This is a genomic window from Agrobacterium sp. DKPNP3, from assembly GCF_052686535.1.
Genome location: NZ_JBQYSN010000021.1, coordinates 1 through 22164, shown reverse-complemented (window position 1 = coordinate 22164; position 22164 = coordinate 1). Strand labels below are relative to the sequence as shown.

Annotated in this window: 22 protein-coding genes and 1 other RNA gene; 17 read left to right on the top strand and 6 right to left on the bottom strand. The window is 59.2% G+C overall.

All coding sequences use genetic code 11. The annotated features are described in order from the left end of the window. Positions 1–82 precede the first annotated feature (82 nt). The 3 genes from ACUTJJ_RS08575 to ACUTJJ_RS08565 all read left to right on the top strand — a co-directional run bounded on the left by ACUTJJ_RS08575 (position 83) and on the right by ACUTJJ_RS08565 (position 2767). Complete coding sequence (locus tag ACUTJJ_RS08575; protein WP_445541883.1) at positions 83–490, top strand: hypothetical protein; 408 nt, start codon at positions 83–85, stop codon at positions 488–490. 288 nt (positions 491–778) lie between these two features. Beyond that, positions 779–1213 carry a MarR family winged helix-turn-helix transcriptional regulator gene (locus ACUTJJ_RS08570; RefSeq protein WP_063949348.1) on the top strand — a complete coding sequence of 145 codons (435 nt, stop codon included), beginning with the start codon at positions 779–781 and terminating at the stop codon, positions 1211–1213. 162 nt (positions 1214–1375) lie between these two features. Next, complete coding sequence (locus tag ACUTJJ_RS08565) at positions 1376–2767, top strand: dipeptidase (protein WP_445541882.1); 1392 nt, start codon at positions 1376–1378, stop codon at positions 2765–2767. A 403-nt stretch (positions 2768–3170) separates the two neighbouring features. Here ACUTJJ_RS08565 and ACUTJJ_RS08560 read toward each other — a convergent pair whose 3' ends face one another. After that, positions 3171–3380, bottom strand: a complete 210-nt coding sequence (locus ACUTJJ_RS08560) for a cold-shock protein (RefSeq protein ID WP_003492998.1) — start codon at positions 3378–3380, stop codon at positions 3171–3173. 471 nt (positions 3381–3851) lie between these two features. Here ACUTJJ_RS08560 and ACUTJJ_RS08555 point away from each other — a divergent pair, with 471 nt between their 5' ends. From ACUTJJ_RS08555 to ACUTJJ_RS08545, 3 genes are all read left to right on the top strand, one after another. Continuing rightward, complete coding sequence (locus tag ACUTJJ_RS08555; protein WP_296066335.1) at positions 3852–4310, top strand: YbaK/EbsC family protein; 459 nt, start codon at positions 3852–3854, stop codon at positions 4308–4310. A 140-nt stretch (positions 4311–4450) separates the two neighbouring features. Next, a complete protein-coding gene (locus tag ACUTJJ_RS08550; protein ID WP_445541881.1) occupies positions 4451–6745 on the top strand; it encodes a transglycosylase domain-containing protein in 2295 nt (764 codons plus the stop codon). 266 nt (positions 6746–7011) lie between these two features. Continuing rightward, the gene (locus ACUTJJ_RS08545; RefSeq protein ID WP_445541880.1) at positions 7012–7737 is read left to right on the top strand and encodes a sugar transferase; all 726 of its coding nucleotides are present in this window, start codon (positions 7012–7014) and stop codon (positions 7735–7737) included. A gap of 156 nt (positions 7738–7893) precedes the next feature. Here ACUTJJ_RS08545 and ACUTJJ_RS08540 read toward each other — a convergent pair whose 3' ends face one another. Further along, positions 7894–8469, bottom strand: coding sequence for a c-type cytochrome (locus ACUTJJ_RS08540; RefSeq protein ID WP_063949343.1), 576 nt, complete (start codon positions 8467–8469; stop codon positions 7894–7896). A 150-nt stretch (positions 8470–8619) separates the two neighbouring features. Between ACUTJJ_RS08540 and ACUTJJ_RS08535 the strand changes: the two genes are divergently transcribed. Further along, positions 8620–9375 carry a 3-deoxy-manno-octulosonate cytidylyltransferase gene (locus ACUTJJ_RS08535; RefSeq protein ID WP_063949342.1) on the top strand — a complete coding sequence of 252 codons (756 nt, stop codon included), beginning with the start codon at positions 8620–8622 and terminating at the stop codon, positions 9373–9375. A 12-nt stretch (positions 9376–9387) separates the two neighbouring features. Then, on the top strand, positions 9388–10251 hold the full coding sequence (locus ACUTJJ_RS08530) for a prephenate dehydratase (protein ID WP_063949341.1): 864 nt from the start codon (positions 9388–9390) through the stop codon (positions 10249–10251). A 20-nt stretch (positions 10252–10271) separates the two neighbouring features. Here ACUTJJ_RS08530 and nudC read toward each other — a convergent pair whose 3' ends face one another. Next, positions 10272–11234 carry an NAD(+) diphosphatase gene (nudC, locus tag ACUTJJ_RS08525; protein WP_445541879.1) on the bottom strand — a complete coding sequence of 321 codons (963 nt, stop codon included), beginning with the start codon at positions 11232–11234 and terminating at the stop codon, positions 10272–10274. Continuing rightward, positions 11234–11662 carry an HIT domain-containing protein gene (locus ACUTJJ_RS08520; RefSeq protein WP_063949788.1) on the bottom strand — a complete coding sequence of 143 codons (429 nt, stop codon included), beginning with the start codon at positions 11660–11662 and terminating at the stop codon, positions 11234–11236. The genes nudC and ACUTJJ_RS08520 overlap by 1 nt, the downstream gene beginning before the upstream one ends. Positions 11663–11727: 65 nt before the next feature. On the opposite strand from ACUTJJ_RS08520, the gene ffs reads away from it, so the two are divergent. The 3 genes from ffs (at position 11728) to ACUTJJ_RS08505 (ending at position 14145) form a co-directional block, all read left to right on the top strand. Then, positions 11728–11824: signal recognition particle sRNA small type (ffs, locus tag ACUTJJ_RS08515), an RNA gene on the top strand. Positions 11825–11919: 95 nt separating this feature from the next. Next, positions 11920–13797, top strand: a complete 1878-nt coding sequence (locus ACUTJJ_RS08510) for a DNA polymerase III subunit gamma/tau (RefSeq protein ID WP_404494381.1) — start codon at positions 11920–11922, stop codon at positions 13795–13797. Positions 13798–13821: 24 nt separating this feature from the next. Next, positions 13822–14145 (top strand): YbaB/EbfC family nucleoid-associated protein, encoded by a 324-nt coding sequence (locus tag ACUTJJ_RS08505; RefSeq protein WP_063949339.1) that lies wholly within the window; start codon positions 13822–13824, stop codon positions 14143–14145. 54 nt (positions 14146–14199) lie between these two features. Here the strand turns inward: ACUTJJ_RS08505 and ACUTJJ_RS08500 are convergent, their stop codons facing one another. Beyond that, positions 14200–14835, bottom strand: a complete 636-nt coding sequence (locus tag ACUTJJ_RS08500) for an MOSC domain-containing protein (RefSeq protein WP_445541878.1) — start codon at positions 14833–14835, stop codon at positions 14200–14202. A 37-nt stretch (positions 14836–14872) separates the two neighbouring features. Here ACUTJJ_RS08500 and recR point away from each other — a divergent pair, with 37 nt between their 5' ends. Both recR and ACUTJJ_RS08490 read left to right on the top strand, forming a co-directional pair. Further along, a complete protein-coding gene (recR, locus tag ACUTJJ_RS08495; RefSeq protein ID WP_445541877.1) occupies positions 14873–15478 on the top strand; it encodes a recombination mediator RecR in 606 nt (201 codons plus the stop codon). 38 nt (positions 15479–15516) lie between these two features. Beyond that, positions 15517–16782, top strand: a complete 1266-nt coding sequence (locus ACUTJJ_RS08490) for a lytic murein transglycosylase (protein ID WP_445541876.1) — start codon at positions 15517–15519, stop codon at positions 16780–16782. 162 nt (positions 16783–16944) lie between these two features. On the opposite strand, the gene ACUTJJ_RS08485 is transcribed toward ACUTJJ_RS08490, so the two are convergent. Further along, positions 16945–18573 (bottom strand): MFS transporter, encoded by a 1629-nt coding sequence (locus ACUTJJ_RS08485; RefSeq protein WP_445541875.1) that lies wholly within the window; start codon positions 18571–18573, stop codon positions 16945–16947. 285 nt (positions 18574–18858) lie between these two features. Between ACUTJJ_RS08485 and rimP the strand changes: the two genes are divergently transcribed. The 4 genes from rimP to ACUTJJ_RS08465 form a co-directional block, all read left to right on the top strand. Next, positions 18859–19455, top strand: coding sequence for a ribosome maturation factor RimP (gene rimP, locus ACUTJJ_RS08480; RefSeq protein WP_144576252.1), 597 nt, complete (start codon positions 18859–18861; stop codon positions 19453–19455). Between the two features lie 63 nt (positions 19456–19518). Then, positions 19519–21135 (top strand): transcription termination factor NusA, encoded by a 1617-nt coding sequence (gene nusA / locus ACUTJJ_RS08475; RefSeq protein WP_445541874.1) that lies wholly within the window; start codon positions 19519–19521, stop codon positions 21133–21135. After that, positions 21132–21833, top strand: coding sequence for an RNA-binding protein (locus ACUTJJ_RS08470; RefSeq protein ID WP_063949333.1), 702 nt, complete (start codon positions 21132–21134; stop codon positions 21831–21833). The genes nusA and ACUTJJ_RS08470 overlap by 4 nt, the downstream gene beginning before the upstream one ends. Before the next feature lie 102 nt (positions 21834–21935). Then, on the top strand, positions 21936–22164 hold a 229-nt coding region (locus tag ACUTJJ_RS08465; protein WP_445541873.1), incomplete at its 3' end, for a translation initiation factor IF-2 associated domain-containing protein.

Here is a 22164-nt window from a genome sequence, read left to right as displayed (position 1 = left end):
TGGATAGCGTGCCAGAGGCGAAAGGTCTATCGTGGAGATCAGATGCGAGGCTATATCTTTGATGATTTCTAGGGAAAAGCCGATGTCAAAAAGTTCCATAGTCAATGCCTATTTCGGAGCCGTTCTTCTCACCGCTATCGTTGTCATCGCCTCATGGCTTCAGCACGAGCCGGCAACGACAATCTTTCAGAAATCTCTCGTGGCGCCGCTTTTTCTGCTGGCGGGCACGGGCTTGCGTGCCTTTTTTCCTGAGCGTTTTGACGCGACGCGCGGCACCCTCGCAACTGCTGAATTTCACCTTCTCGAAGCCGCGGTGCTCGCGGCGTTCCTATTGCTGGTGCTCCACCCTCTGGGTGACCTAGGGCAGCAACTGACTTTCTTTGCAGTCTTTGTTTTACTGGTGGGGAGTGCGAAATTCCTCCTCGCCATGCGAGCGAAACGCAAAATCAGGCACCACGGTAAACGGTCGACGCACCTTACCGATTTGTAATCCAGGCTTCCCTTGAAAAGCCGCATTTGCAGACACATTTCTTAGAGGACGGCGCCTGATCACGCCGTAGTCTGATAGCTGGCTCGTCCCCCGCCGCGTCAGACCGGACAAAGGCCTTTCCCCCTCTCCGGGCCTTTGTCCTCCAATATGACCGCCATGGCCGACCCCTCCCGGCCGTGGCGGTTTTATTTTGCGCCCCGTTCGTACTTGGCTTAAACATATCCTGCGATATATATCGTGCTATCAATATTGCCGGGTTGTCGGCAGCTATCTCTCAGGCACGGACGAATGAGCTTTTCCCGCGATGAATCAGTGATCTATCTTGCCTCGCGGATGGCGCGCGAATTCACCATGGCGTTGCAGAAAAGGGCAGCTGCGCTTGGCTTCTCGCCCGGCCAGTTCCCTATCCTCATCGAGCTATGGCACGAAGAGGGTCTGACCCAGCGGCAGTTGCTGGATAGGATAGACATTGAACAGGCGACCCTTGCCAACACGCTGTCGCGGATGGAGCGAGACGGGTTGATCGTTCGAAAGGCTCACCCCAATGATCGCCGCGCCCAGATTATCGAACTGACTCAGCGCGGGCGTGATCTGGAAGCCAATGCGATTGCCGCATCGGAGGCAACCGAAGACAGTCTGCTTGCCGATTTCCGGCGCTTCGAACGGCAACTCCTGCTGGAATATATGCGCCGGGCGATCGACAGCGCTAAAAAAGCAAAATAGTCATTGCAGGGCGAAAGCGCTTCGCAGTTTCCATGATCTGCTCTATCGTTCCGGCCGCCGCGGGCTCGTCGATTCACGACGACCCGGGCATGTTTCCCGCGATGCGCGATGCCCGGATGTTTTGTTTCTCGCCGGGTCACGACAGACATGACAGGATCAGCGATGACAGACGTTTCCCCCATTCTTTCCACCGCCGACGATAATCTCACATCCAGCCTGGAGCGGCTGTTTGAGCTGGTGCGCATTCCCTCAATTTCCACAGACCCAGCCTACAAGGCGGAGTGCCGCAAGGCGGCCGAGTGGCTGGTAAGAACGCTTACCTCGCTCGGCTTCACGGCATCCGTGCGCGATACGGCCGGCCATCCCATGGTGGTGGCGCATCATGACGCAGCCACCGAGGACGCCCCGCACGTCCTTTTCTACGGCCATTATGACGTGCAGCCGGTTGATCCGCTCGATCTCTGGGAAAACGATCCCTTCGAGCCCGGCGTCAAGGATATCGGTGCCGGCCGGCAGGTGATCACGGGGCGCGGCACGGCAGACGACAAAGGTCAGCTGATGACCTTCGTGGAGGCATGCCGCGCCTATAAGGCGGTGAATGGCGGCCTGCCGGTGCGTGTCACCATTCTTTTCGAAGGCGAAGAGGAGTCCGGCTCGCCATCGCTCAAGCCTTTCCTCGAGGCTAATGCAGAGGAGCTGAAAGCCGATTACGCGCTGGTCTGCGATACCGGCATGTGGGACCGTGACACACCTGCCATTGCTGCCGCGCTTCGTGGTCTCGTCGGCGAAGAGATCGTCATCACCGCCGCCGACCGCGACCTGCATTCCGGTCTGTTTGGTGGTGCGGCTGCGAACCCGATCCACATCCTCACCGATATTCTTGCCGGCCTTCACGATGAGACCGGTCGCGTTACGCTTCCCGGCTTTTACGATGGCGTGGAAGAGACGCCAGCCAACATCAAGGCCTCCTGGGAAACGCTGGGCCGGACTGCGGAAGCCTTTCTCGGCGAAGTCGGTCTCTCGATCCCATCAGGCGAAAAAGGTCGCTCCGTGCTGGAGCAGACCTGGGCGCGACCCACGGCCGAAGTCAACGGCATCATCGGCGGCTATACCGGCGATGGTTTCAAAACCGTGATTGCCGCGAAGGCCTCTGCCAAGGTGTCTTTCCGCCTCGTCGGCCAGCAGGACCCCGTAGCCATTCGCGAAAGCTTCCGGGCCTATGTGCGCTCGAAGATTCCCGCCGATTGCTCGGTGGAATTTCACGAGCATGGCGGCTCTCCGGCTATTCAGCTGTCTTATGATTCGCCCGTTTTGACCAAGGCCAGGAACGCGCTTTCTGAGGAATGGCCAAAACCGGCTGTCGTCATCGGCATGGGAGGCTCGATCCCGATCGTTGGTGATTTCCAGAAGATGCTGGGCATGGACTCCCTGCTGGTCGGCTTCGGACTGACCGATGACCGTATTCACTCCCCGAACGAGAAATACGACCTGCAGTCCTTCCACAAGGGCATCCGCTCCTGGGTCCGCATCCTCGACGCGCTGGCTTCGAAATGATGCAAAAATGAGAAGGTGCCGGAAGCTCGGCGCCTTCTCATTCCATAAAAACAAAAAGGCCGGGCGAGCCCGACCTTTCTATCCGTTTTTGCGTCAATGCCAGTACATCCGTGGTCAAAGCGTTCAAACGGTCTGATGCTCCAGAGCGCGTCGAATGACTCGACGCTGCTTTCCGGCTCAGGATCGGCTGCTTTGGTTAATCTTTGGCTAACGCAACAGCAGCGGCACTCTATAAAAGCGCCATTCCCGGAGGTTCGGGCCTGGAGCACCGTTGAACCCTATATTGTCATCCGGCCTTGCCTTTTCAAGGGCGACTGCGAAAAGCGCTGCCCGCAAAGGAAAAAGGCCGGAAAAATCCGGCCTTCCCATTCATGCATGTGACCCTTTCGGGCCAAAGCGCTTATCAGGCAGCAACGAGGTTGCCTGCGGACATCTTGCCCGAGCGACGATCCTGCATCAGCTCGTAGGAGAGCTTCTGGCCGTCGTTGAGGGCGGTCAGGCCTGCACGCTCAACAGCAGAGATGTGAACGAATACGTCCTGCGAACCGTCGTCCGGCTGAATGAAGCCGTAGCCCTTGGTTGCGTTGAACCACTTTACTGTACCAGTCGCCATAACGATTTCCTTCCGTTGGCAATTTTGTATTTGCACTGCGAGCAGTGCGGACTTGGGTCGAATTTGAAGGAAAAGATCGTCGTGAGCGTCAAAAAAGACGCCGAAGCTCTGGTCGTCAAACAAATATCGATGGCGAAGTACCTAGGTCGCAAGTCGCAGAAAGTCAAGTTTCTTTGAACGAAACGATCACGTTAGGCTATGCCAGGCGAGAGGAATTGGAGGCTCCAGACAGCAAAAACCCGGCGCGGGAGGAGGTGCGCCGGGTTCTTGAAACTGACTGACAATTGGGAGGAGGAGTATTGTCAGTCCAATCGGGCGACGCTGGGAGGAGGAGTGCGTCGCTTCGATGATTTGAAGATACAGCATATCAGCTTAAAAAACAGACGCTTCATCGCAGCGCAGCATTGCGGAAAACGCATAGCTTGCGCGCGGCACCTTGAAGCGACTCGTCGTAACGCCTAAGAAATACGCATGTCTATTGAATCCGTCAGAGCCTTTTTTGCCGAGAAGTCGCCCGAAATCACCGTGATCGAGACGGAAGCCAGTTCGGCAACCGTCGCACTCGCGTCCGAGGCGCATGGCGTTGACCCCGACCAGATTGCAAAAACGATCTGCCTGAAGGCGGGTGACGTCGTTCTTCTCGTCGTTACCGCCGGGACAAAACGGCTGGATAACCGCAAATTCAGGGATCATTTTGGAACGAAACCGCGCATGCTTGGGCCAGAGGAAGTTGTTGCGGTGACCAGTCACCCGGTAGGCGGTGTATGCCCATTCGGCCTGCCCTCGGCCCTGCCGGTCTATTGTGACCTGTCGCTGAAACAATATGGCGAAGTGGTGCCTGCTGCCGGCGCCACCAATGCTGCCGTCAAGATTTCGCCCGACGTGATGGCCGAACTGACGGGTGCCGCGTGGATCGACGTCTGCCAATGACGCCGATGTGATCCCTTAAAGACTTAACCCCGCCTTAAATTGCCGCATTTAAACTCTTCATCCTGGATTAAGGATCGCGCAGGCATAGAAGCTTAACCCCGACGGGTGTGCGGTTTTGCAAAAGGAGCGATTTAGGCTGTATGGCAGGCAAGGGAAAATCACGCGAACGGGTAGAACCTTCCTTCGGGGATTTCCACGAGTCCGGTGATGACCTGCGTCTTGATGCCAGCGAGCGCATCAGCGGAACCGCAAAGCAGGAAGCCAAAAAAGCAAAGTCGCCAGCAAGCCGCAGAAAATCTGGAAAAAGCCAGAACCGCAACCGCAGTTCAGGCCGTGGCGTCACGGGGTTCATCCGCTCACTGTTCTACTGGTGCATCGTACTCGGCATATGGGGCGGCATCGGCGTTGCCGGGCTTGTCCTTTATTACGGCGCGCGGATGCCGAGCGCCAGCAGCTGGTCCATTCCCGAACGCCCGCCGAATGTGAAGATCGTTTCCGTCGATGGCAGTGTACTTGCCAATCGCGGCACCACCGGCGGTGAGGCGCTGGCGCTGGAAGACATGTCGCCCTACATCCCGCAGGCCGTGATGGCGATCGAGGACCGCCGGTTCTATTCGCATTTCGGGGTCGATCCGCTCGGCCTCGGACGCGCCATCGTTACGAACCTGTTGACGGGGCGCACCGTTCAGGGTGGCTCGACGCTGACGCAACAGCTGGCAAAAAATCTCTTCCTTTCCCCGGATCGCACGCTGGAGCGAAAGGTTCAGGAAGTTCTGCTGTCCTTCTGGCTGGAGCACAAGTTCACCAAGGACCAAATCCTGGCGATGTATCTTAACCGCGTCTATTTTGGCTCCAATGCCTATGGCGTCGAGGCGGCCTCGCGGCGGTATTTCAACAAGTCGGCCCGGGACGTCAATCTGGGCGAGGCAGCCATGCTCGCCGGACTTCTGAAAGCCCCCTCGCGTCTTTCACCCGCGCGCGATCCGCAGGCGGCGGAGGAACGGGCGCAGGTCGTGCTGCAATCCATGCGCGATGTCGGTTTCATCACCGACGACGAGATCAAGACTGCCATGTCGCAGCCGCCGACCAAGGCGAAACGTTTCTGGTCAGGTGCCGAGCATTATGCCGCCGATATGGTGCTGGAGGAGGTTCGCAATCTCGTCGGCGACGTCAAGCAGGACATTGTCGTCGACACGACGATCGATCCCAATCTCGAACGCGATGCCGAAAAGGCGCTGTCCCACGTCCTCCAGGGTGACGGCAAGAAACAGGGCGCTTCACAGGCAGCGCTGGTTTCCATTGACGGGACGGGCGCGATCCGCGCCGTCGTTGGCGGGGCAGATTACGCCCAAAGCCAGTTTAACCGCGCCGTGAAAGCAAAAAGGCAGCCCGGTTCGGCTTTCAAGCCCTTCGTATACGTCGCAGCCCTCGAATCGGGGTTGACCCCATACACCATCCGTAACGACGGGCCTGTACGCATCGGCAACTGGACACCGGAAAATTACGAGAAGAAATATCGAGGCGAAGTCACGCTCGCAACCGCTCTCGCCAATTCACTGAACACGATTGCCGCGCAACTGGTCATGGAAGTCGGACCCGAGCGGGTAACCCAGGTGGCGCATCGTATGGGCATTGAATCCGAGCTCCAGAACAATGCCTCCATCGCGCTTGGCACGTCGGAAGTATCGCTGATGGAGCTGACCGCCTCTTACGCCCCCTTCATGAACGGCGGTTACAAGGCGACGCCGCACATCGTCAAACGCATCACCGATGCCGACGGCAAGGTGCTTTATGAAAACAAATACGACAATCCGCCGCGCGTGCTGAGCGAAGAGATTGCCGCAACCATGAACGGCATGTTGTCCCGCGTCATCACTGAAGGCACCGGCAAGGCCGCGCGCCTGCAAGGCTGGCAGGCGGCAGGAAAATCCGGCACGACGCAGTCCTTCCGCGACGCCCTTTTTGTCGGCTACACCAGCAATCTTACCACCGGGGTCTGGTTCGGCAACGACGATGGCACATCGATGAAAAAGGTAACGGGCGGCGGGCTTCCTGCCCGCGCCTGGAAAGACTTCATGACTGCTGCCCACTCCGGACTTTCGCCCGCGCCGCTATTTGGCCTCGGTGCAGGCGGTGTACCGCCGCTTGGCGACATGCAGCAGCCGGCGCCTGAGAACGCCCCCTCTTCCATTGGCGACCTCATTTCCAATGCGCTCGGCGGTGGATCGACCGACAGTCGGGTCTATCCCGACGCTCCCGCTCCAGCGAACCAACCTCAGCCCGGCGCCCCGATGCCGCCCGCCACTCTACCCTCCCGCGATATCGAACCCGGCTATTCAGCCGAGAACGGTCCCGTCCCGCCCGCCGATATCGGTGGTCAGGCGTCATCCAGGCCGAAGCAGACGACCCTGCTCGACATTCTGATGGGGAATTGACGGCAGAAAGCCGCAGCAAACCCCGATCTCAGGACTGGCCACATTTATCCTTTAGCATTTAGCTCAAAGACCCGTTGAAACGGCTGCATCCGCAGTCCCGGGCATGCCTGGCGCCAGTCCGCAACATAAGCGTGCATGCACATTAACCTTAGATTGATTTTTCTAAAAAAGAAGCTACATTTCAGCAGTATTCTATGGTAAATAAATTGTTAACCATTAATATATTTTAATATTTCCAACAAAAGAACTTTTCAGGGCGTGATATTATGCTGGGTACTGAAAGCTCGTCGTCCGCCGCTTTTTACGGGGCCGCCAATTCTACATTAGCGACTTTTGAATCGGCACAGGCGCAGCCTTCCTTTGAAAAAGGCATCTCGGCGTCTAAGCGCAGTCAGTTCGCGCTGAAAAGAATGATGGACATAGCGGGGGCAACCATTGCCCTTGTCGCGCTCGCCCCCGTGTTGATCACGGTAGCAGCGCTGGTGAAACTGGATAGCAAAGGACCGGTCCTGTTTTCACAGGTGCGTTGGGGCATGAACGGACGGAAGATCCGTGTCTATAAATTCCGCTCCATGAAAAGCGATCTGTGTGATGCGACCGGTGTGGCGCAAACGGTTAAAGACGATCCCCGCGTTACCCGCGTCGGCGCTATTCTTCGCCGCACCAATATCGATGAACTGCCGCAGCTTCTGAATGTGCTGAAGGGCGATATGTCCCTGGTCGGGCCGCGTTGCCATGCCATCGGGATGCTGGCCGCAGGACGCCTCTACGAAGAACTGGTTCCGCACTATCACATGCGGCACCGGGTGCGGCCGGGCATTACCGGCCTTGCGCAGATGCGAGGTTTGCGCGGCCCGACGGACCGCAGCGACAAGGCGCGCGCCCGGATCGTCTCAGATCTTTATTACGTCGAGAATTTTTCGATTTGGCTGGATATCAAGATCATGGTCGGCACGGTGATATCCGAGGTGCGCGGCGGCAAGGGCTTCTGATTCTCACGTCCGCCGCTTCGATTGCCCTTGCGTCGTCTTGACGGTGTTGCAATCGCCCTCAAGACAAAAAAGGCCGGAACATCATAACGATGTTCCGGCCTTTAATGTATAAGCCCGGCAGCGCTGCCTGGCTTTCATCATGCACCATGAAGACAATCAGTTCATCGGTGCGGGCGGCGCATTCGGATCCGGAAGCGGCGCAGGGCTTGCCGACAGCGAGCGCAGATAAGCGATGAGGTCGGCTCTTTCCGTTTCCTTCTTCACGCCTGCAAAGCCCATGGCCGTGCCGGGAACATGTTTCTTCGGAGCTTCCAGGAAGTAGTTGAGGTGATCGTAATCCCAGTGGACGGAGCCGCCCTTGGAAAAATCCTTCATCGCTGCGGAGTAGCTGAAACCTTCGTGGCTGGCGATCGGCCGGTTGACGACATCGAAGAGATTGGGGCCGACCTTGTTTGGACCACCACTCTCTCCGGTATGACAGCTCGTACACTTCTTGAAGACCGCCTCGCCCTTGGCGGCGTCGGCGCTCGCAAGCAGTTTTGCAATCGGCGTCGCGGCTGCAGCAGCTTCTCCGCCACCGGCTTCGCCACCGCTTTCGGCGGCAACAATAGCGAAACCTTCCTTCTCGGGCGCCGGTGCATGGAAAATGCCCTCAGAGGCAATCGACACCGACATCAGAACGAAAACCGTGCCCAGCAACGCCCCAACGCCCATATTAACATAAGAATTCATCTATATGCGCTCCCTCGCATCCGCTCCATATAACCGGGCATCTTGAAATTGCTCGAAAGCTATGGCTTTTGCACAGCCTGCGCAACTTGAATAATGTTCCCCACACCGTGACGTTTTGACACTTTTCGGTCGGGATTTGAAGGGTGTCGGATGAAGAATCGGGAATTCGAGAAAGCTGTCGTCCTCATACCGGCGCGGATGGCATCCACGCGCCTGCCTGGCAAGCCGCTCGCCGACATCGGCGGCAAGCCGATGATCGTGCAGGTGGCACTGCGCGCGCGGGAAGCAGGCGCGGAACGAATCGTTGTTGCCGTTGATGACGAACAGGTGTTTTCCGCCGTTCAAAGTGCCGGTTTCGACGTGATGATGACGCGCGACGACCATCAATCCGGTTCGGACCGGATTTTCGAAGCGCTGCAAAAGGCCGATCCCTACGGCAAGGCCGACTATATCATCAATGTCCAGGGTGACCTCCCGACCATCGAGGCGGAAACAATTCGCGCCTCGCTGCGCCCACTGGAAAATTCCGCCGTCGACATTGCGACGCTGACGGTCGAAATCACCGACGAACAGGAAAAGACCAATCCCAACGTCGTGAAAGTCGTCGGCAGCCCGCTTTCCGATACGAGACTGCGCGCGCTTTATTTTACGCGCACCACCGCGCCCTATGGCGATGGCCCGCTTTATCATCACATCGGTCTCTACACCTATCGCCGTGCAGCGCTGGAGACATTCGTAAGCCTGCCGCCGTCCCCTCTGGAAAAGCGCGAACGGCTGGAGCAGTTGCGGGCACTCGAGGCCGGCATGCGCATCGACGCGGAAATCGTCCACTCCGTACCGCTCGGCGTCGACACGCCGCATGACCTCGAAAAAGCCCGCAAAATTCTCGCAAGCAGAACCCATTAACGGACAGTTTTCATGAGCCTGATCACCAATCGTATTGCCTTCCAGGGCGAATTCGGCGCGAATTCCGACATGGCCTGCCGCGACATGTTTCCGGATATGGAACCTCTGCCGTGCCCGACATTCGAGGATGCCTTCAACGCCATCGAAAACGGCGAAGCTGACCTCGGCATGATCCCGATCGAAAACACGCTCGCCGGCCGGGTGGCGGATATTCACCATCTGCTGCCCGAATCACGCCTGCACATCATCGGCGAATATTTCATGCCGATCCGTTTTCAGCTGATGGTGATGCCGGGTGTGACGAAGGACGAAATCCGCACCGTGCACAGCCATATCCATGCGCTTGGCCAGTGCCGCAAGATCATTCGCTCCAACGGCTGGAAGCCTGTCATCGCCGGCGATACCGCGGGTTCGGCAAGGCTCGTTTCCGAAACGGGCGACCGAAGCATGGCAGCCCTTGCGCCGCGCCTTGCCGCGAGCCTCTACGGCCTCGATATTCTCGCCGAGAATGTCGAGGATTCCGAGAACAACGTCACCCGATTCGTGGTGCTGTCGCGCGACGAAAACTGGGCGAAGCGCCAGACGAGCGACGAGATTCTCGTCACGACCTTTGTCTTCAACGTCCGCAACATTCCCGCCGCGCTTTACAAAGCCATGGGCGGTTTCGCGACCAATGGCATCAACATGACCAAGCTTGAGAGCTATCAGCTGGGCGGCAAGTTTGTGGCGACGCAGTTTTATGCCGACATCGAGGGGCATCCCGAAGACGAATCCGTGCGGCACGCGCTGGATGAACTGCGCTTCTTTTCCGAGAAGGTCCGCATTCTCGGAGTTTACAAGGGTCACCCCATGCGCGGCAAGCTCAACCAGAGCTGAGCCCGCCACAGGCCGTTAGGTCACTTTGGCCACTCCACCCAATCGCGCATCAGCCGATGCGCGATTGCGCCGATCGGCGGAGCCGAGAAACCTTCCCCCGCCGGTGCATCCAGCATCTTCGCCACCTCTTCTCGTGTGAACCAGCGGCAATCCTCAAGCTCTATCTCGTCGCGCGCAATTTCGGATGAGAGCGCCTCGGCATAACAGCCGATCATCAACGTGTGCGGCATCGGCCATGGCTGGGAGGCGTGGTAGCGAACACGACCGACGTCGACGCCCGATTCCTCATGCGTTTCCCGGCGCACGGCCTGTTCGATCGTCTCTCCCGGCTCAACGAAACCGGCGAGGCATGAATACATGCCCGGCGCAAAATGCGCGCCGCGGCCAAGCAGGCAAAGATCGCGTTCGATGTCGATCGTCATCATGATGACGACGGGATCGGTACGGGGAAAAATCGTGTGGTTGCAAGCCGAACAGATGCGCTTATAGCCGCCGATCCGCAGCTCCATGGTGCCGCCGCATCGTCCGCAGAAACGATTGTCGCCGTTCCAGTGCGTCAGGCTGACGGCTTGGGCCACCTCGCTCAACAACTCTTCATCCAGCAGATGATCGCGGTAAAGTGTGCGGGCATCGGCCAGCTTGTAGTGGCTTGCCAGCTGGTCCTCCGCGATGGCAACAGGCACCGCAATTCGTGGTTCGCCGGTTTCGCGATAGCCGAGCAGCACAGCATTGTCGAAATCCGGCTGCAACTCTGCCAGTTCATAGGCGGCAAACAGGGGGTCGATCACCTGCTCGTCATGCTTGAGGACCAGCCGGTTACCTGAAAAGGCGAAAATATGGGTGCCGTCGACTTTCAGCGCCTCGGCAACGCACTCCTCGGCGCGCTTTTCGGCGAAACGGTCGAGAGCATTTTTGGAAAAAGCCGTCAGCAGGCTTGCTTCTGGATGGGGTGCCGTGGTTTCGAAAATTTTCATTGATATCATCAGAGTGCGCCGGAGATTTTTTTCATGAGGCTTTCCTTTTCGCCCGCCGCATACGGTACCGCCGTTCCGTGACCCCAGATGGGACCGGGCCAGCAGGTGTCGCCTTCATTGCGGGCGATAATGTGGACATGCAGCTGCCGGACGATATTGCCCAAAGCGCCGACATTAATCTTGGTGGCTCCGGTGATGTCCTTCAAGGCGGATGCGACGAGATTGGTCTCGAATGTCAGCACGGCCTGATCGAGCGGAGTGAGATCGAACAATTCGCTGACGCCATCCCGCTGCGGCACCAGCACCAGCCAGGGCCAGCGACTGTCGTTTTGCAAGCGCAGCTCGCAAAGACCCAAACGTGTCACAAGCACGCTGTCGCGCGCCAGTCTTTCGTCCAGCTGGAATGTCTCCAAGGCGTCCTCCATGTTTGTTTTCATCGTGATAGCAGTTTTTTGAAGGCTTGGCTTGCATTTGCTGTCGATATTGCCGATATGTGGCCCCGGGAGGTTGGTGGTGGACGAGCCACTCGCCAACCGGGTCAGGTCCGGAAGGAAGCAGCCCTAACGAGCCCGGCACGGGTCGCCGTGCCAGCCTCCCACCTTTTTTAAATGCCGTGCTCAGCTTTCGCCGGGCCAGTTCCGCGCCCCAAGACAACTGCGCCCCAAGATAACTGGCAAAACAAACTGGCGAGGCGATGAGCGATACCGTACCCACCACATCGAGCGAATCCCAGGTCGGGACCGGCTACCGGGTACTGGCACGCAAATATCGCCCGAAGGATTTTTCCGATCTGATGGTCGGCCAGGAGCCGATGGTCCGCACGCTGACCAATGCGTTTGAGACCGGACGTATCGCGCAGGCCTATATGCTGACGGGCGTTCGCGGTGTGGGCAAAACCACCACGGCCCGCATTCTCGCCCGTGCGCTGAACTACAAGACCGACACCATCGACAAGCCGACCATCGATCTGCGCATTCCCGGCGAACATTGCCAGGCGATCATGGAAGGCCGGCATGTCGACGTCATCGAGATGGACGCCGCCTCCCATACGGGTATCGACGATATTCGCGAGATTATCGAGCAGGTGCGCTATCGCCCGGTCTCGGCGCGTTACAAGGTCTATATCATCGACGAAGTACACATGCTCTCGACACAGGCTTTCAACGGTCTTTTGAAGACCCTGGAAGAGCCGCCGGAGCATGTGAAGTTCATCTTCGCGACAACGGAAATCCGCAAGGTTCCGATCACGGTTCTGTCACGCTGTCAGCGATTCGATCTGCGCCGTATCAGCGCTGCTGATCTCGTCGGGCTGTTTACCGCCATTGCCGGCAAGGAAGGCTTCGAGGCCGATCCGCAGGCTCTATCCATGATTGCGCGTGCGGCCGAAGGTTCCGCCCGCGACGGCCTGTCGCTGCTCGATCAGGCGATTGCCCATGGCGGCGGCCGTGTGGAGGCAGAAGCAGTGCGCGGCATGCTGGGTCTTGCCGACCGTGCGCGCATCGTCGATCTTTTCCAGCATGTCGTGAAGGGTGATGTCGCCGCTGCCCTTGCGGAATTCAACGGGCAATATGAGGCCGGCGCGAACCCCGTCGTCGTGTTGAACGATCTTGCCGACTTCACCCACCTCGTCACTCGGATGAAATACGTGCCTGATGCGGCGGAAGACCCCTCGCTCTCCGAAGTGGAGCGCGTGCGGGGCGCGGAGTTTGCCGACACCATCGCCGTGACGGCGCTGTCGCGCATCTGGCAGATGCTGCTGAAGGGAATTCCGGAAACGGAAAACGCTTCTCGCCCCGCCGGTGCTGCCGAGATGGTGCTGATCCGACTTTCGCATGCCGCCAATCTACCCGCACCTGAGGATGCGGCACGTCGCCTGCTCGAACTTTCGAATGGCGATGGCGGCGGTTATGCCAATGGCGCGCCATCAGGCGGCGGCAATGGTGGCGGTGCTCGCGCCTACTCGTCGGGGCAGACTGTGGCAGCAGGAAGACCCGCAGAATTTGCCGCCCAGAGGCAGGCAGGTCCGCAGCCCTCCACCATGCTGCGCGCCGTTCCAGACAGTCGGCCGCAGGAAATGCAGGTTGCATCCGCGAAGATCGAGGAACGGCCGGAGCCGAAAGTTCCCGTTAATTCGCTGCAGGATATAGCCGATCTCTGCCAGAAAAACCGCGATCCGGTCATGCGGGCGAAGGTTCGCAACTTCGTGCGGCTGGTGCGGCTGGAGCCCGGCCGGCTTGATATGCGCCTCGGCGAGGGCGCACCCGGCTCACTTCCCGGCGAACTGGGCGTTAAGCTGAAGGAATGGACCGGCATCCACTGGATCGTCAGCCTCAGCAAGGAGCAGGGCGAGCCGACGCTTGTCGAAGCGGAAGGCAACGCCCGCGATGCGCGTCTCGTCGATGCACGGCAGGACCCCGACGTCGCCGCGATTCTGGCGCAGTTTCCGGGTGCTAAAATCACCGACGTGCGCATCCGCGCCGCGTTACAGGATGAGGCGGAGGATATCACCCCGCCATCGGTTGCCGAATCGAGCGAAGGCGACATCCTTCCCGGCGACGACATCGAGTTTTAAACAAGAAGAACAGGAGATTGGCATATGCGCGACATCATGGGCATGATGGGCAAGGTCAAGGAAATGCAGTCCAAGATGGAGAAGGTGCAGGAAGAAATTGCTGCGCTTGAAATCGAAGGACGTGCCGGCGGCGGTCTTGTCACCGTTATTCTGAACGGCAAGGGCGAAATGCGTGGTCTGAAGATCGATCCGTCGCTGCTCAAGGAAGACGAAGTCGAAATCCTCGAAGACCTCATCGTTGCGGCCCACAAGGACGCGAAGGGTAAGGGCGAGGCGCAGGCCCAGGAAAAGATGGCTGGCCTGACCGCCGGTCTGCCGCTGCCCCCCGGCATGAAGCTGCCATTCTGATTTGATGATCTGTCCGCCATTCCGGCCTTCAGCCGGTTTGGCGGTCACCTATTTTCAGACTTCCAGCATCGCCCGAAACCGGCTTGCAAGCGGTGTTTCGAGATAGGCCGCACGTTCCGACACGCTCAGCCGCAATGGACGAAATCGTTGCAAAATGGTTGGTATCGCCAGCTTCGTTCCCTGATAGGCTTCAAAGGCGATCTCCTCCCCGGCAGCGAGCATTCCACCGCTCAATACGCGGCAATAAAAACCCGGATGGCCCGCATGCCGGAAGCGAGGCGCGAAATCGGTATCGCCGATCCGGGCCGACAGCGTGGCGCAGGGAATGCGCGCGGCGGTCACTTCCAGCACGACTTCATTTGCCTTGAACCTGTCGCCAACATGCAGCTCTGCGCTGTCGACATCATCGATGACCAGATTTTCGCCGAAAAAACCCGGTTCAACCGCATAGCCAAGAGAATGGGACCAGAAGTCGAGATCGGCCGAACCCATGACGTAGATCGCCTGGTCCGGCCCGCCGTGATGTTTGCGATTGCAAACGGCGTCGCTGACGATGCCCTGGGCATCGACCATCACCGGCCCCTGCACCGCGTGCTTGAAGATACCCGTCTTCGTCGTCTTTCCTGGCAGGCTTCTTGCCTCGCCCCGGCACACCGCCCGTATTTTCATGGACTGCCCTTCGCGCTTCATGATTCCCGTTTCCTAATTTATGCAGTAGAAAGCGCTCATGGCAAAACGAGTCACTGGCCCCGAAATCGAAAAACTGATCCAGCTTCTGGCAAAAGTGCCGGGGCTTGGCCCCCGCTCTGCGCGCCGGGCGGCGCTGCATCTCATCAAGAAGAAGGAGCAGCTTCTCGGGCCTTTGGGACAAGCCATGGGCGAAGCCTATGACAAGGTGAAGATCTGCTCCTGCTGCGGCAATGTCGACACGATCGATCCCTGCACCGTCTGCACCGACGACCGGCGCGATCAGTCGGTCATCATCGTGGTGGAAGACGTGTCGGATTTGTGGGCGCTGGAGCGGACAGGCGCGATGAACACCGCCTATCATGTTCTGGGTGGCACGCTGTCGCCGCTGGACGGCGTTGGACCGGAGGACCTGAACATCAAGGGCCTGATCGACCGTGTGAGCGCCGGCGGCATTCGCGAACTCATCATCGCCGTCAATGCGACTGTGGAAGGGCAGGCAACCGCCCATTACATCACTGACCGCCTCTCCGGTCTCGACATCAAGATCACCCGGCTTGCGCACGGCGTGCCGGTGGGCGGCGAACTTGACTATCTCGATGAGGGGACATTGACGGCGGCGCTTCGGGCGCGCACGACAATCTAAAGCGCCCCTCCCTCCCCGTCATTCAAAGAGGAGACCGAATGCGAAACCGTTTTGCCACGAAGGCACTGGCTGGCCTTCTTTCCGTTTTTTCAGCAACGACGGCGTTGGCGCAATCGGCACCGACAGGAGCTGCGGCAGCCCGATATGATGTCGAATTTCATGCCTGGCTGAAAAAAGAGATCTGGCCGGAAGCCCGCAAGGCCGGCATTTCGCAAAAGACGCTTGAGGCCACGCTGAGCGGTCTGTCCATCAACTGGAACCTGCCCGATCTCATCATTCCGGGCCAGAAACCGCCGAAGGAACAGAGCCAGAGTCAGGCGGAATTTTCCTCTCCAGGCCCCTATTTCTCCGAAAAGCGGCTACAGGGGCTGGCGGCCACCGGGCGTTCGCTTGCCTCCACCCACGCGGCGACGCTACGCCGGATAGAAGCCAAATATGGTGTGCCCGGCGATATCGTCGTTGCCATATGGGGCCGCGAATCCGGTTTCGGTCGGGCAAAACTTCCCCATTCCGTGATCGATGTCTTGGCCACGAAGGCCTATATGTCGACCCGCCGGGAGATGTTCCGCACCGAGCTGCTCGATGCGCTGAAGATCGTCGAAAGCGGTGATATCGCTGCCTCGCGCATGATGGGTTCCTGGGCCGGTGCGCTCGGCCAGCCGCAATTCATGCCGTCGAGCTATCTGAAATATGCCGTGGACTTCGATGGCGACGGTCAGCGCGACATCTGGAACTCCGTGCCCGACGCTCTGGCATCCATAGCGAACTATCTTTCTGCGCGCGGCTGGCAACGCGGTCGTGACTGGGGTTTCGAAGTATCCATCCCGGCCAATGTCTCCTGCGCGCAGGAAGGCCCCGACCTCGCCCGGCCGGTGGCCGACTGGGCGAAGATGGGCATTACCCGCATCTCCGGAAAAGCCTTTCCTGCCAATGACCTGACTGCCGACGGCATGATGCTGGTGCCTGCCGGGAGACACGGGCCGGAATTCGTGGTGACACCGAATTTCTACGTCATCAAGGAATATAACAATTCCGATCTCTACGCCCTTTTCATCGGCAATCTCGCCGACCGCATCGCCCATGGCGCAGGACCGTTCAAGGGGGAATGGGGCAATGTCGGCTCTATGCTGCGCTCGGATGTCCTCACCATGCAGAAGGCGCTGGTCGCCAAGGGTTACGATGTGGGAAAGGCGGACGGGCTGGCCGGTTTCAAGACGCGTCGCTCACTCGGCGACTGGCAGGCGAAAAACGGCTTGGCCCCAACGTGTTTTCCAGACGCCACGCTGAAGACGAAGCTGAAGTAGCGGTTGCTGGCAACGTGTGAAAACCTCTCCTCCGTCATGCTCGCGCCCGTCCCGAGCATCTGCAACCGATTGATTGAACGACAGGTGTTTGGATCCTCGGGACAGGCCCGAGGATGACGGGAGAGTGCGGGAAGGGCATCGCCACTCACTTAACATTGTCTCTCAATGCTGATCGGTGTGCGGCTTGTGAAAGATGTCGTCGGTCGGTGGAATGGTTTGCCGCTCGATCATCCGATGCACCCGGGGGCGCGTCTTACCGCGATGAAGCTCCAGCAGCCGGTCCCAGGCTTCCGCATCCGCCTGGGTGCGGCGGTGGTTATGGCGGACATATTCCACCCAAGTCGGCACATGGTAACTTTCCGTCCAGATATCAGGGTTTTCGAGATCGCGCATCAGGTTCCAGTTGCGGGCGCCATCGCGGATACGGATACGGCGACGCTCCGCCATCAGCGGCAGGAATTCACCAAGGTCCTCGTCGTGGATTTCATAGTCGATAAGGATAGCGATGGGACCACTGCGCGGCTTGATATCGAGCCTGAGCGGCGGCTCCACGAACCGGTTGAGCGGATCGAGATTGAGCGAGGCGAAGGCCGGCATGGCAAGTTTGAAGCCCACGACAACGCCGAGCAGCATCAGGAGACAGGAGCCCAGCAGGGAATAGGAAATGCCGAAGTCCTCGGCAAGTTCACCCCATAGCCAGCTGCCGACGGCGATACCGCCGAAGGTCAGCGTCTGGTAAAGCGAAAGCGCCCGGCCCACCACCCAGCGCGGCGTGGAAAGCTGAACGATGGTGTTGAAGAGCGACAACGCCAGAACCCAGCAGGCGCCGGCGATCGTAAGCACCAGGGACGTAATGATGGCATTGGTGCTGATTGCAGTCACTCCGGCACTGAAAGCAAAGCCGAGAAAAGCCACGCGAACGATCCATTCGCTCGACATGATCTCCCGCAGGCGCGCGCTGACCAGCGCGCCGCCGATGGCGCCAACGCCGAATGCACCCAGCATGACGCCGTAAGTCAAGGGGCCGCCCTCCACCAGATCGCGGGCGACGATGGGCATCAGGGCAAGGATGGCGCTGGCGGAAAGGCCGAAAAGAAAGCCTCGCACCAGCACCTTGCCGATGTTGGGCGACATCGCCACATAACGCATGCCAGCCGAGATGGCCGCCAGCAGCTGCTCACGCGGCAGGCTCGAGGCATATTTCGGCGGCTGCCAGCGAAACAGGGCGTAGATGAGCGTGAAGTAGCTCAGCGCATTGACAAAAAAGGCGGCGGCGGCACCGGCGGCGGCGACGATGATACCGCCAATGGCCGGTCCGACGCTGCGGGTAATGTTGAAGCCGACGCTGTTCAATGTCACCGCAGCCGGCAAATCCTCTCGCGGCACCATTTCGCCGACGGATGCCTGCCACGATGGGTTGTTGAGCGCCGTGCCGCAACCGATCATGAAGGTGAAAAAAAGCAGCAGCCAGGGCGTGAGCCATCCCGACCAGGCAAAGACGGTGAGCAGCACGGAGGCCGTCAGCATCAGTATCTGCGCCGAAATCATGATGCGTCGGCGGTCGAAACTGTCGGCGAGCGCGCCTGAAATCAGCGAGAACAGCATGATCGGCAGCGAGGTGGAGGCCTGCACCAACGCGATCATGTTTTCCGAACTCGACAGCGAGGTCATCATCCAGGCCGCACCCACCGCCTGGATCAGCCCGCCGAAATTCGAGGCGATGCTCGCAAACCAGATTCGTCTGTAGGTCAAATGCCTTAAAGGCGCGAGTGGCGATTTACGGTCAGGCACGATCTGTCCACTTGATGCAACTGCGATTTATCAAACGGCAACTATAGACAGTGCCGAAAATCAATCCACCCCCTGCGCCATCGTCGGGGTGAAAATGTGACGATTGCCTCCAGTGTCGTCGATTTTGGCGAAAACCTTGCAATCCTGCCCCGATGGGTCTATATGACCCCTGAAATTCTTGATCGCTTGATGAAGAGTGGGGCCGCAAGGCTCCGCTCTTTTTCGTTAGGCGAGCCGGAAACGGCGGGCGCATCGCCTGATGAAAAAGAGAGACCGGAAGGCCATATGGCAGACACCGCACATGAACCGCGACTGATAACCGAAACCGGCATCGACCAGCGTATTGCCGAAATCATCGAGCCTGTTCTGGCAGGTATGGGCTATGTTCTGGTACGCGTGCGGCTTTCCAACCAGAACGGCATGACCCTGCAGGTGATGGCGGAGCGGGAAGACGGCACGATGACCGTTGAGGACTGTGAAGCCATCTCCATGGCCATTTCACCGGTTCTTGATGTGGAAGATCCCGTCGATAAGGCGTATCATCTCGAAGTTTCCTCGCCCGGCATCGACCGGCCGATGGTTCGCAAATCGGATTTCACCCGCTGGCAGGGCCATCTGGTGAAGGTCGAAACCTCCATTCTGGTCGAGAACCGCAAGCGGTTTCGCGGCAAGATCGTTGAGGTTGATGCTGACGGTTTCAAGCTGGAACGCGACCAGATCGCTTATGGCGAAGAGCCGACAGTCATCGTTCCGTTCACTGCGCTTTCGGATGCGAAGCTCATTCTGACGGACGACCTTATTCGTGATGCGCTGCGGGCAGACAAGGCGGCCAAGGCTGCTGCCGCAAACCAGAACGACGAAAACGAAGCAGACGAAGACTAATTCCAACGTAAAGCCCGGAAAACGGGCGATCCCCGCAATTATGCGACTTACGGAGATAAAAAAATGGCAGTGAGTGCTAACCGGCTTGAGCTTCTGCAGATCGCCGATGCTGTGGCGCGCGAAAAGGTCATCGACCGCGAAATCGTGCTTGCCGCAATGGCCGACGCTATCCAGAAAGCCGCCCGCTCGCGCTATGGTTCGGAGACCAACATCCGCGCCGACATCAACTCCAAGACCGGCGAAATCCGCCTGCAGCGTCTTCTGGAAGTTGTCGAGGCCGCTGAGGACTATTCGACCCAGATCCCGCTGGAGCTGGCCCGCGACCGCAACCCGGACGCCAAGCTCGGCGATTTCATTGCCGACCCACTGCCGCCGATGGATTTCGGGCGTATTGCCGCCCAGTCCGCCAAGCAGGTGATCGTCCAGAAGGTGCGTGAAGCCGAGCGTGACCGCCAGTATGACGAGTTCAAGGACCGCATCGGCGAGATCGTCAACGGCACCGTCAAGCGCGTCGAATACGGCAATGTCATCGTCGATCTCGGCCGTGGCGAAGGCATTATCCGTCGTGATGAGATGATCCCGCGCGAAAACATGCGTTACGGTGATCGCGTGCGCGCCTACGTCTATGACGTTCGCCGCGAACAGCGTGGCCCGCAGATTTTCCTGTCGCGTACCCATCCTCAGTTCATGGTGAAGCTGTTCACCATGGAAGTTCCGGAAATTTACGACGGCATCATCCAGATCAAGTCGGTTGCGCGTGACCCCGGTTCGCGCGCCAAGATCGCCGTTATCTCGAACGACAGCTCGATCGACCCGGTCGGCGCCTGCGTCGGTATGCGCGGTTCGCGCGTGCAGGCCGTTGTCGGCGAATTGCAGGGCGAGAAGATCGACATCATTCCGTGGAGCCAGGAGCCGGCGTCCTTCATCGTCAACGCCCTGCAGCCGGCGGAAGTCGCCAAGGTCGTTCTGGATGAAGAATCCGAGCGTATCGAAGTGGTTGTTCCCGACGAGCAGCTGTCTCTCGCCATCGGCCGCCGCGGTCAGAACGTGCGTCTGGCATCGCAGCTGACCGGCTGGGATATCGACATCATGACCGAGCAGGAAGAATCCGAGCGTCGCCAGAAGGAATTCAACGAGCGCACGGCCCTCTTCATGGAAGCGCTCGACGTCGACGAAATGGTCGGTCAGGTTCTTGCTTCGGAAGGCTTCGCGCAGGTTGAAGAACTCGCCTATGTCGATCTCGACGAAATCTCCTCGATCGATGGCTTCGACGAAGACACCGCCGATGAAATCCAGACCCGCGCCCGCGAATATCTGGAACGCCTGGAAGCCGAAATGGATGCCAAGCGCAAGGAACTCGGCGTTTCCGACGAGCTGCGCCAGATCGACGGCCTCACCTCGCAGATGATGGTTGCGCTGGGCGAAGACGGCATCAAGACCATCGAGGACTTTGCCGGCTGTGCAGCAGACGATCTCGTTGGCTGGAGCGAGCGCAAGGACGGCGAGACGAAGAAGTTCGAAGGCATCTTCTCCAAGCTCGATGTTTCGCGCGTCGAGGCCGAGAATATGGTGGTGCAGGCTCGCCTTCTGGCAGGCTGGATCACCGCCGAAGAGCTCGCTTCCGAACAGGAAACCCATGCGGAAGCTGCCGAGGAGGCGGATACCGCCGAACAGGAATGACATCGCAGGCGCATGAGCCGGACGATCTGCCCGAGACTGACGATGACGGGCGGATCAAGGGCGACGTCAATGGACGTATGTGCATTGTGACACGGCAGAGCGGATCGCCGGATGAGCTGATCCGCTTCGTCGCAGGCCCGGACGGCAACGTCGTTCCGGACCTGAAACGCCAATTGCCAGGGCGCGGTTGCTGGGTGACACCCGAGCGCGCCCTGATCGAGAAGGCCATCGCGAAGAAGCTCTTCGCGCGGGCTCTCAAACGCGACGTCAAGGCCGGGCCGGAGCTTCTCGCTCTTCTCGACCGGCTGATGGCGCAGCATGTGGCTGGTATGATGAACATGGCGCGCAAGGCGGGCCAGTTCATCAGCGGCGCGACGAAGGTCGATGCTGCTGTCCGTTCGGGACACGCGATCGCCGTGTTCCACGCAACCGATGCTGCGGCCGATGGCGTCAGAAAATTGGACCAGGCCCGCAAGGCCTGGGCACTCGGCAGCGATGCCAGCAACGAAATTCCGTCCTTCCGGCTCTTTAGCGAAGCCGAAATGGACGAGTTGATGGGCCAGAATGCTTTTATCCATGCCTGCGCGCTTGCAGGGCAGGCGGGTGAGGGTGTAGTGAAGCGCGCAACGATGCTTGAGCGGTACCGCCTTGGCGGCCAACCTCAGGCGGAACGCGACGCTGCCCGGACAGAACAATGACGCGGTCGACTGAAATGTACGGTCGCCGCGTTCCGATGCAGCAATTGAACGACGAGACCTGATGGACGTCATCCGGTTCTCGTCCGAAGGAACGGGAACGGAATGACCGACAACAACGACGACAAGACACTTAACGCACAGCCTAAGAAGACTCTCACCCTCAAGCCGGGCGGGATGAATCAGGGCACCGTGCGGCAGGATATGGGTCGAGGTCGCACGAACGCGGTTGTCGTGGAAACACGCAAGCGTCGCCCCATGCGTCCGGAAGACGAGAAGCAGGTTCATTCGCCGGTGACGCCCGCGCCGAAGCCGGCTGCTCCTGCTGCCGCCG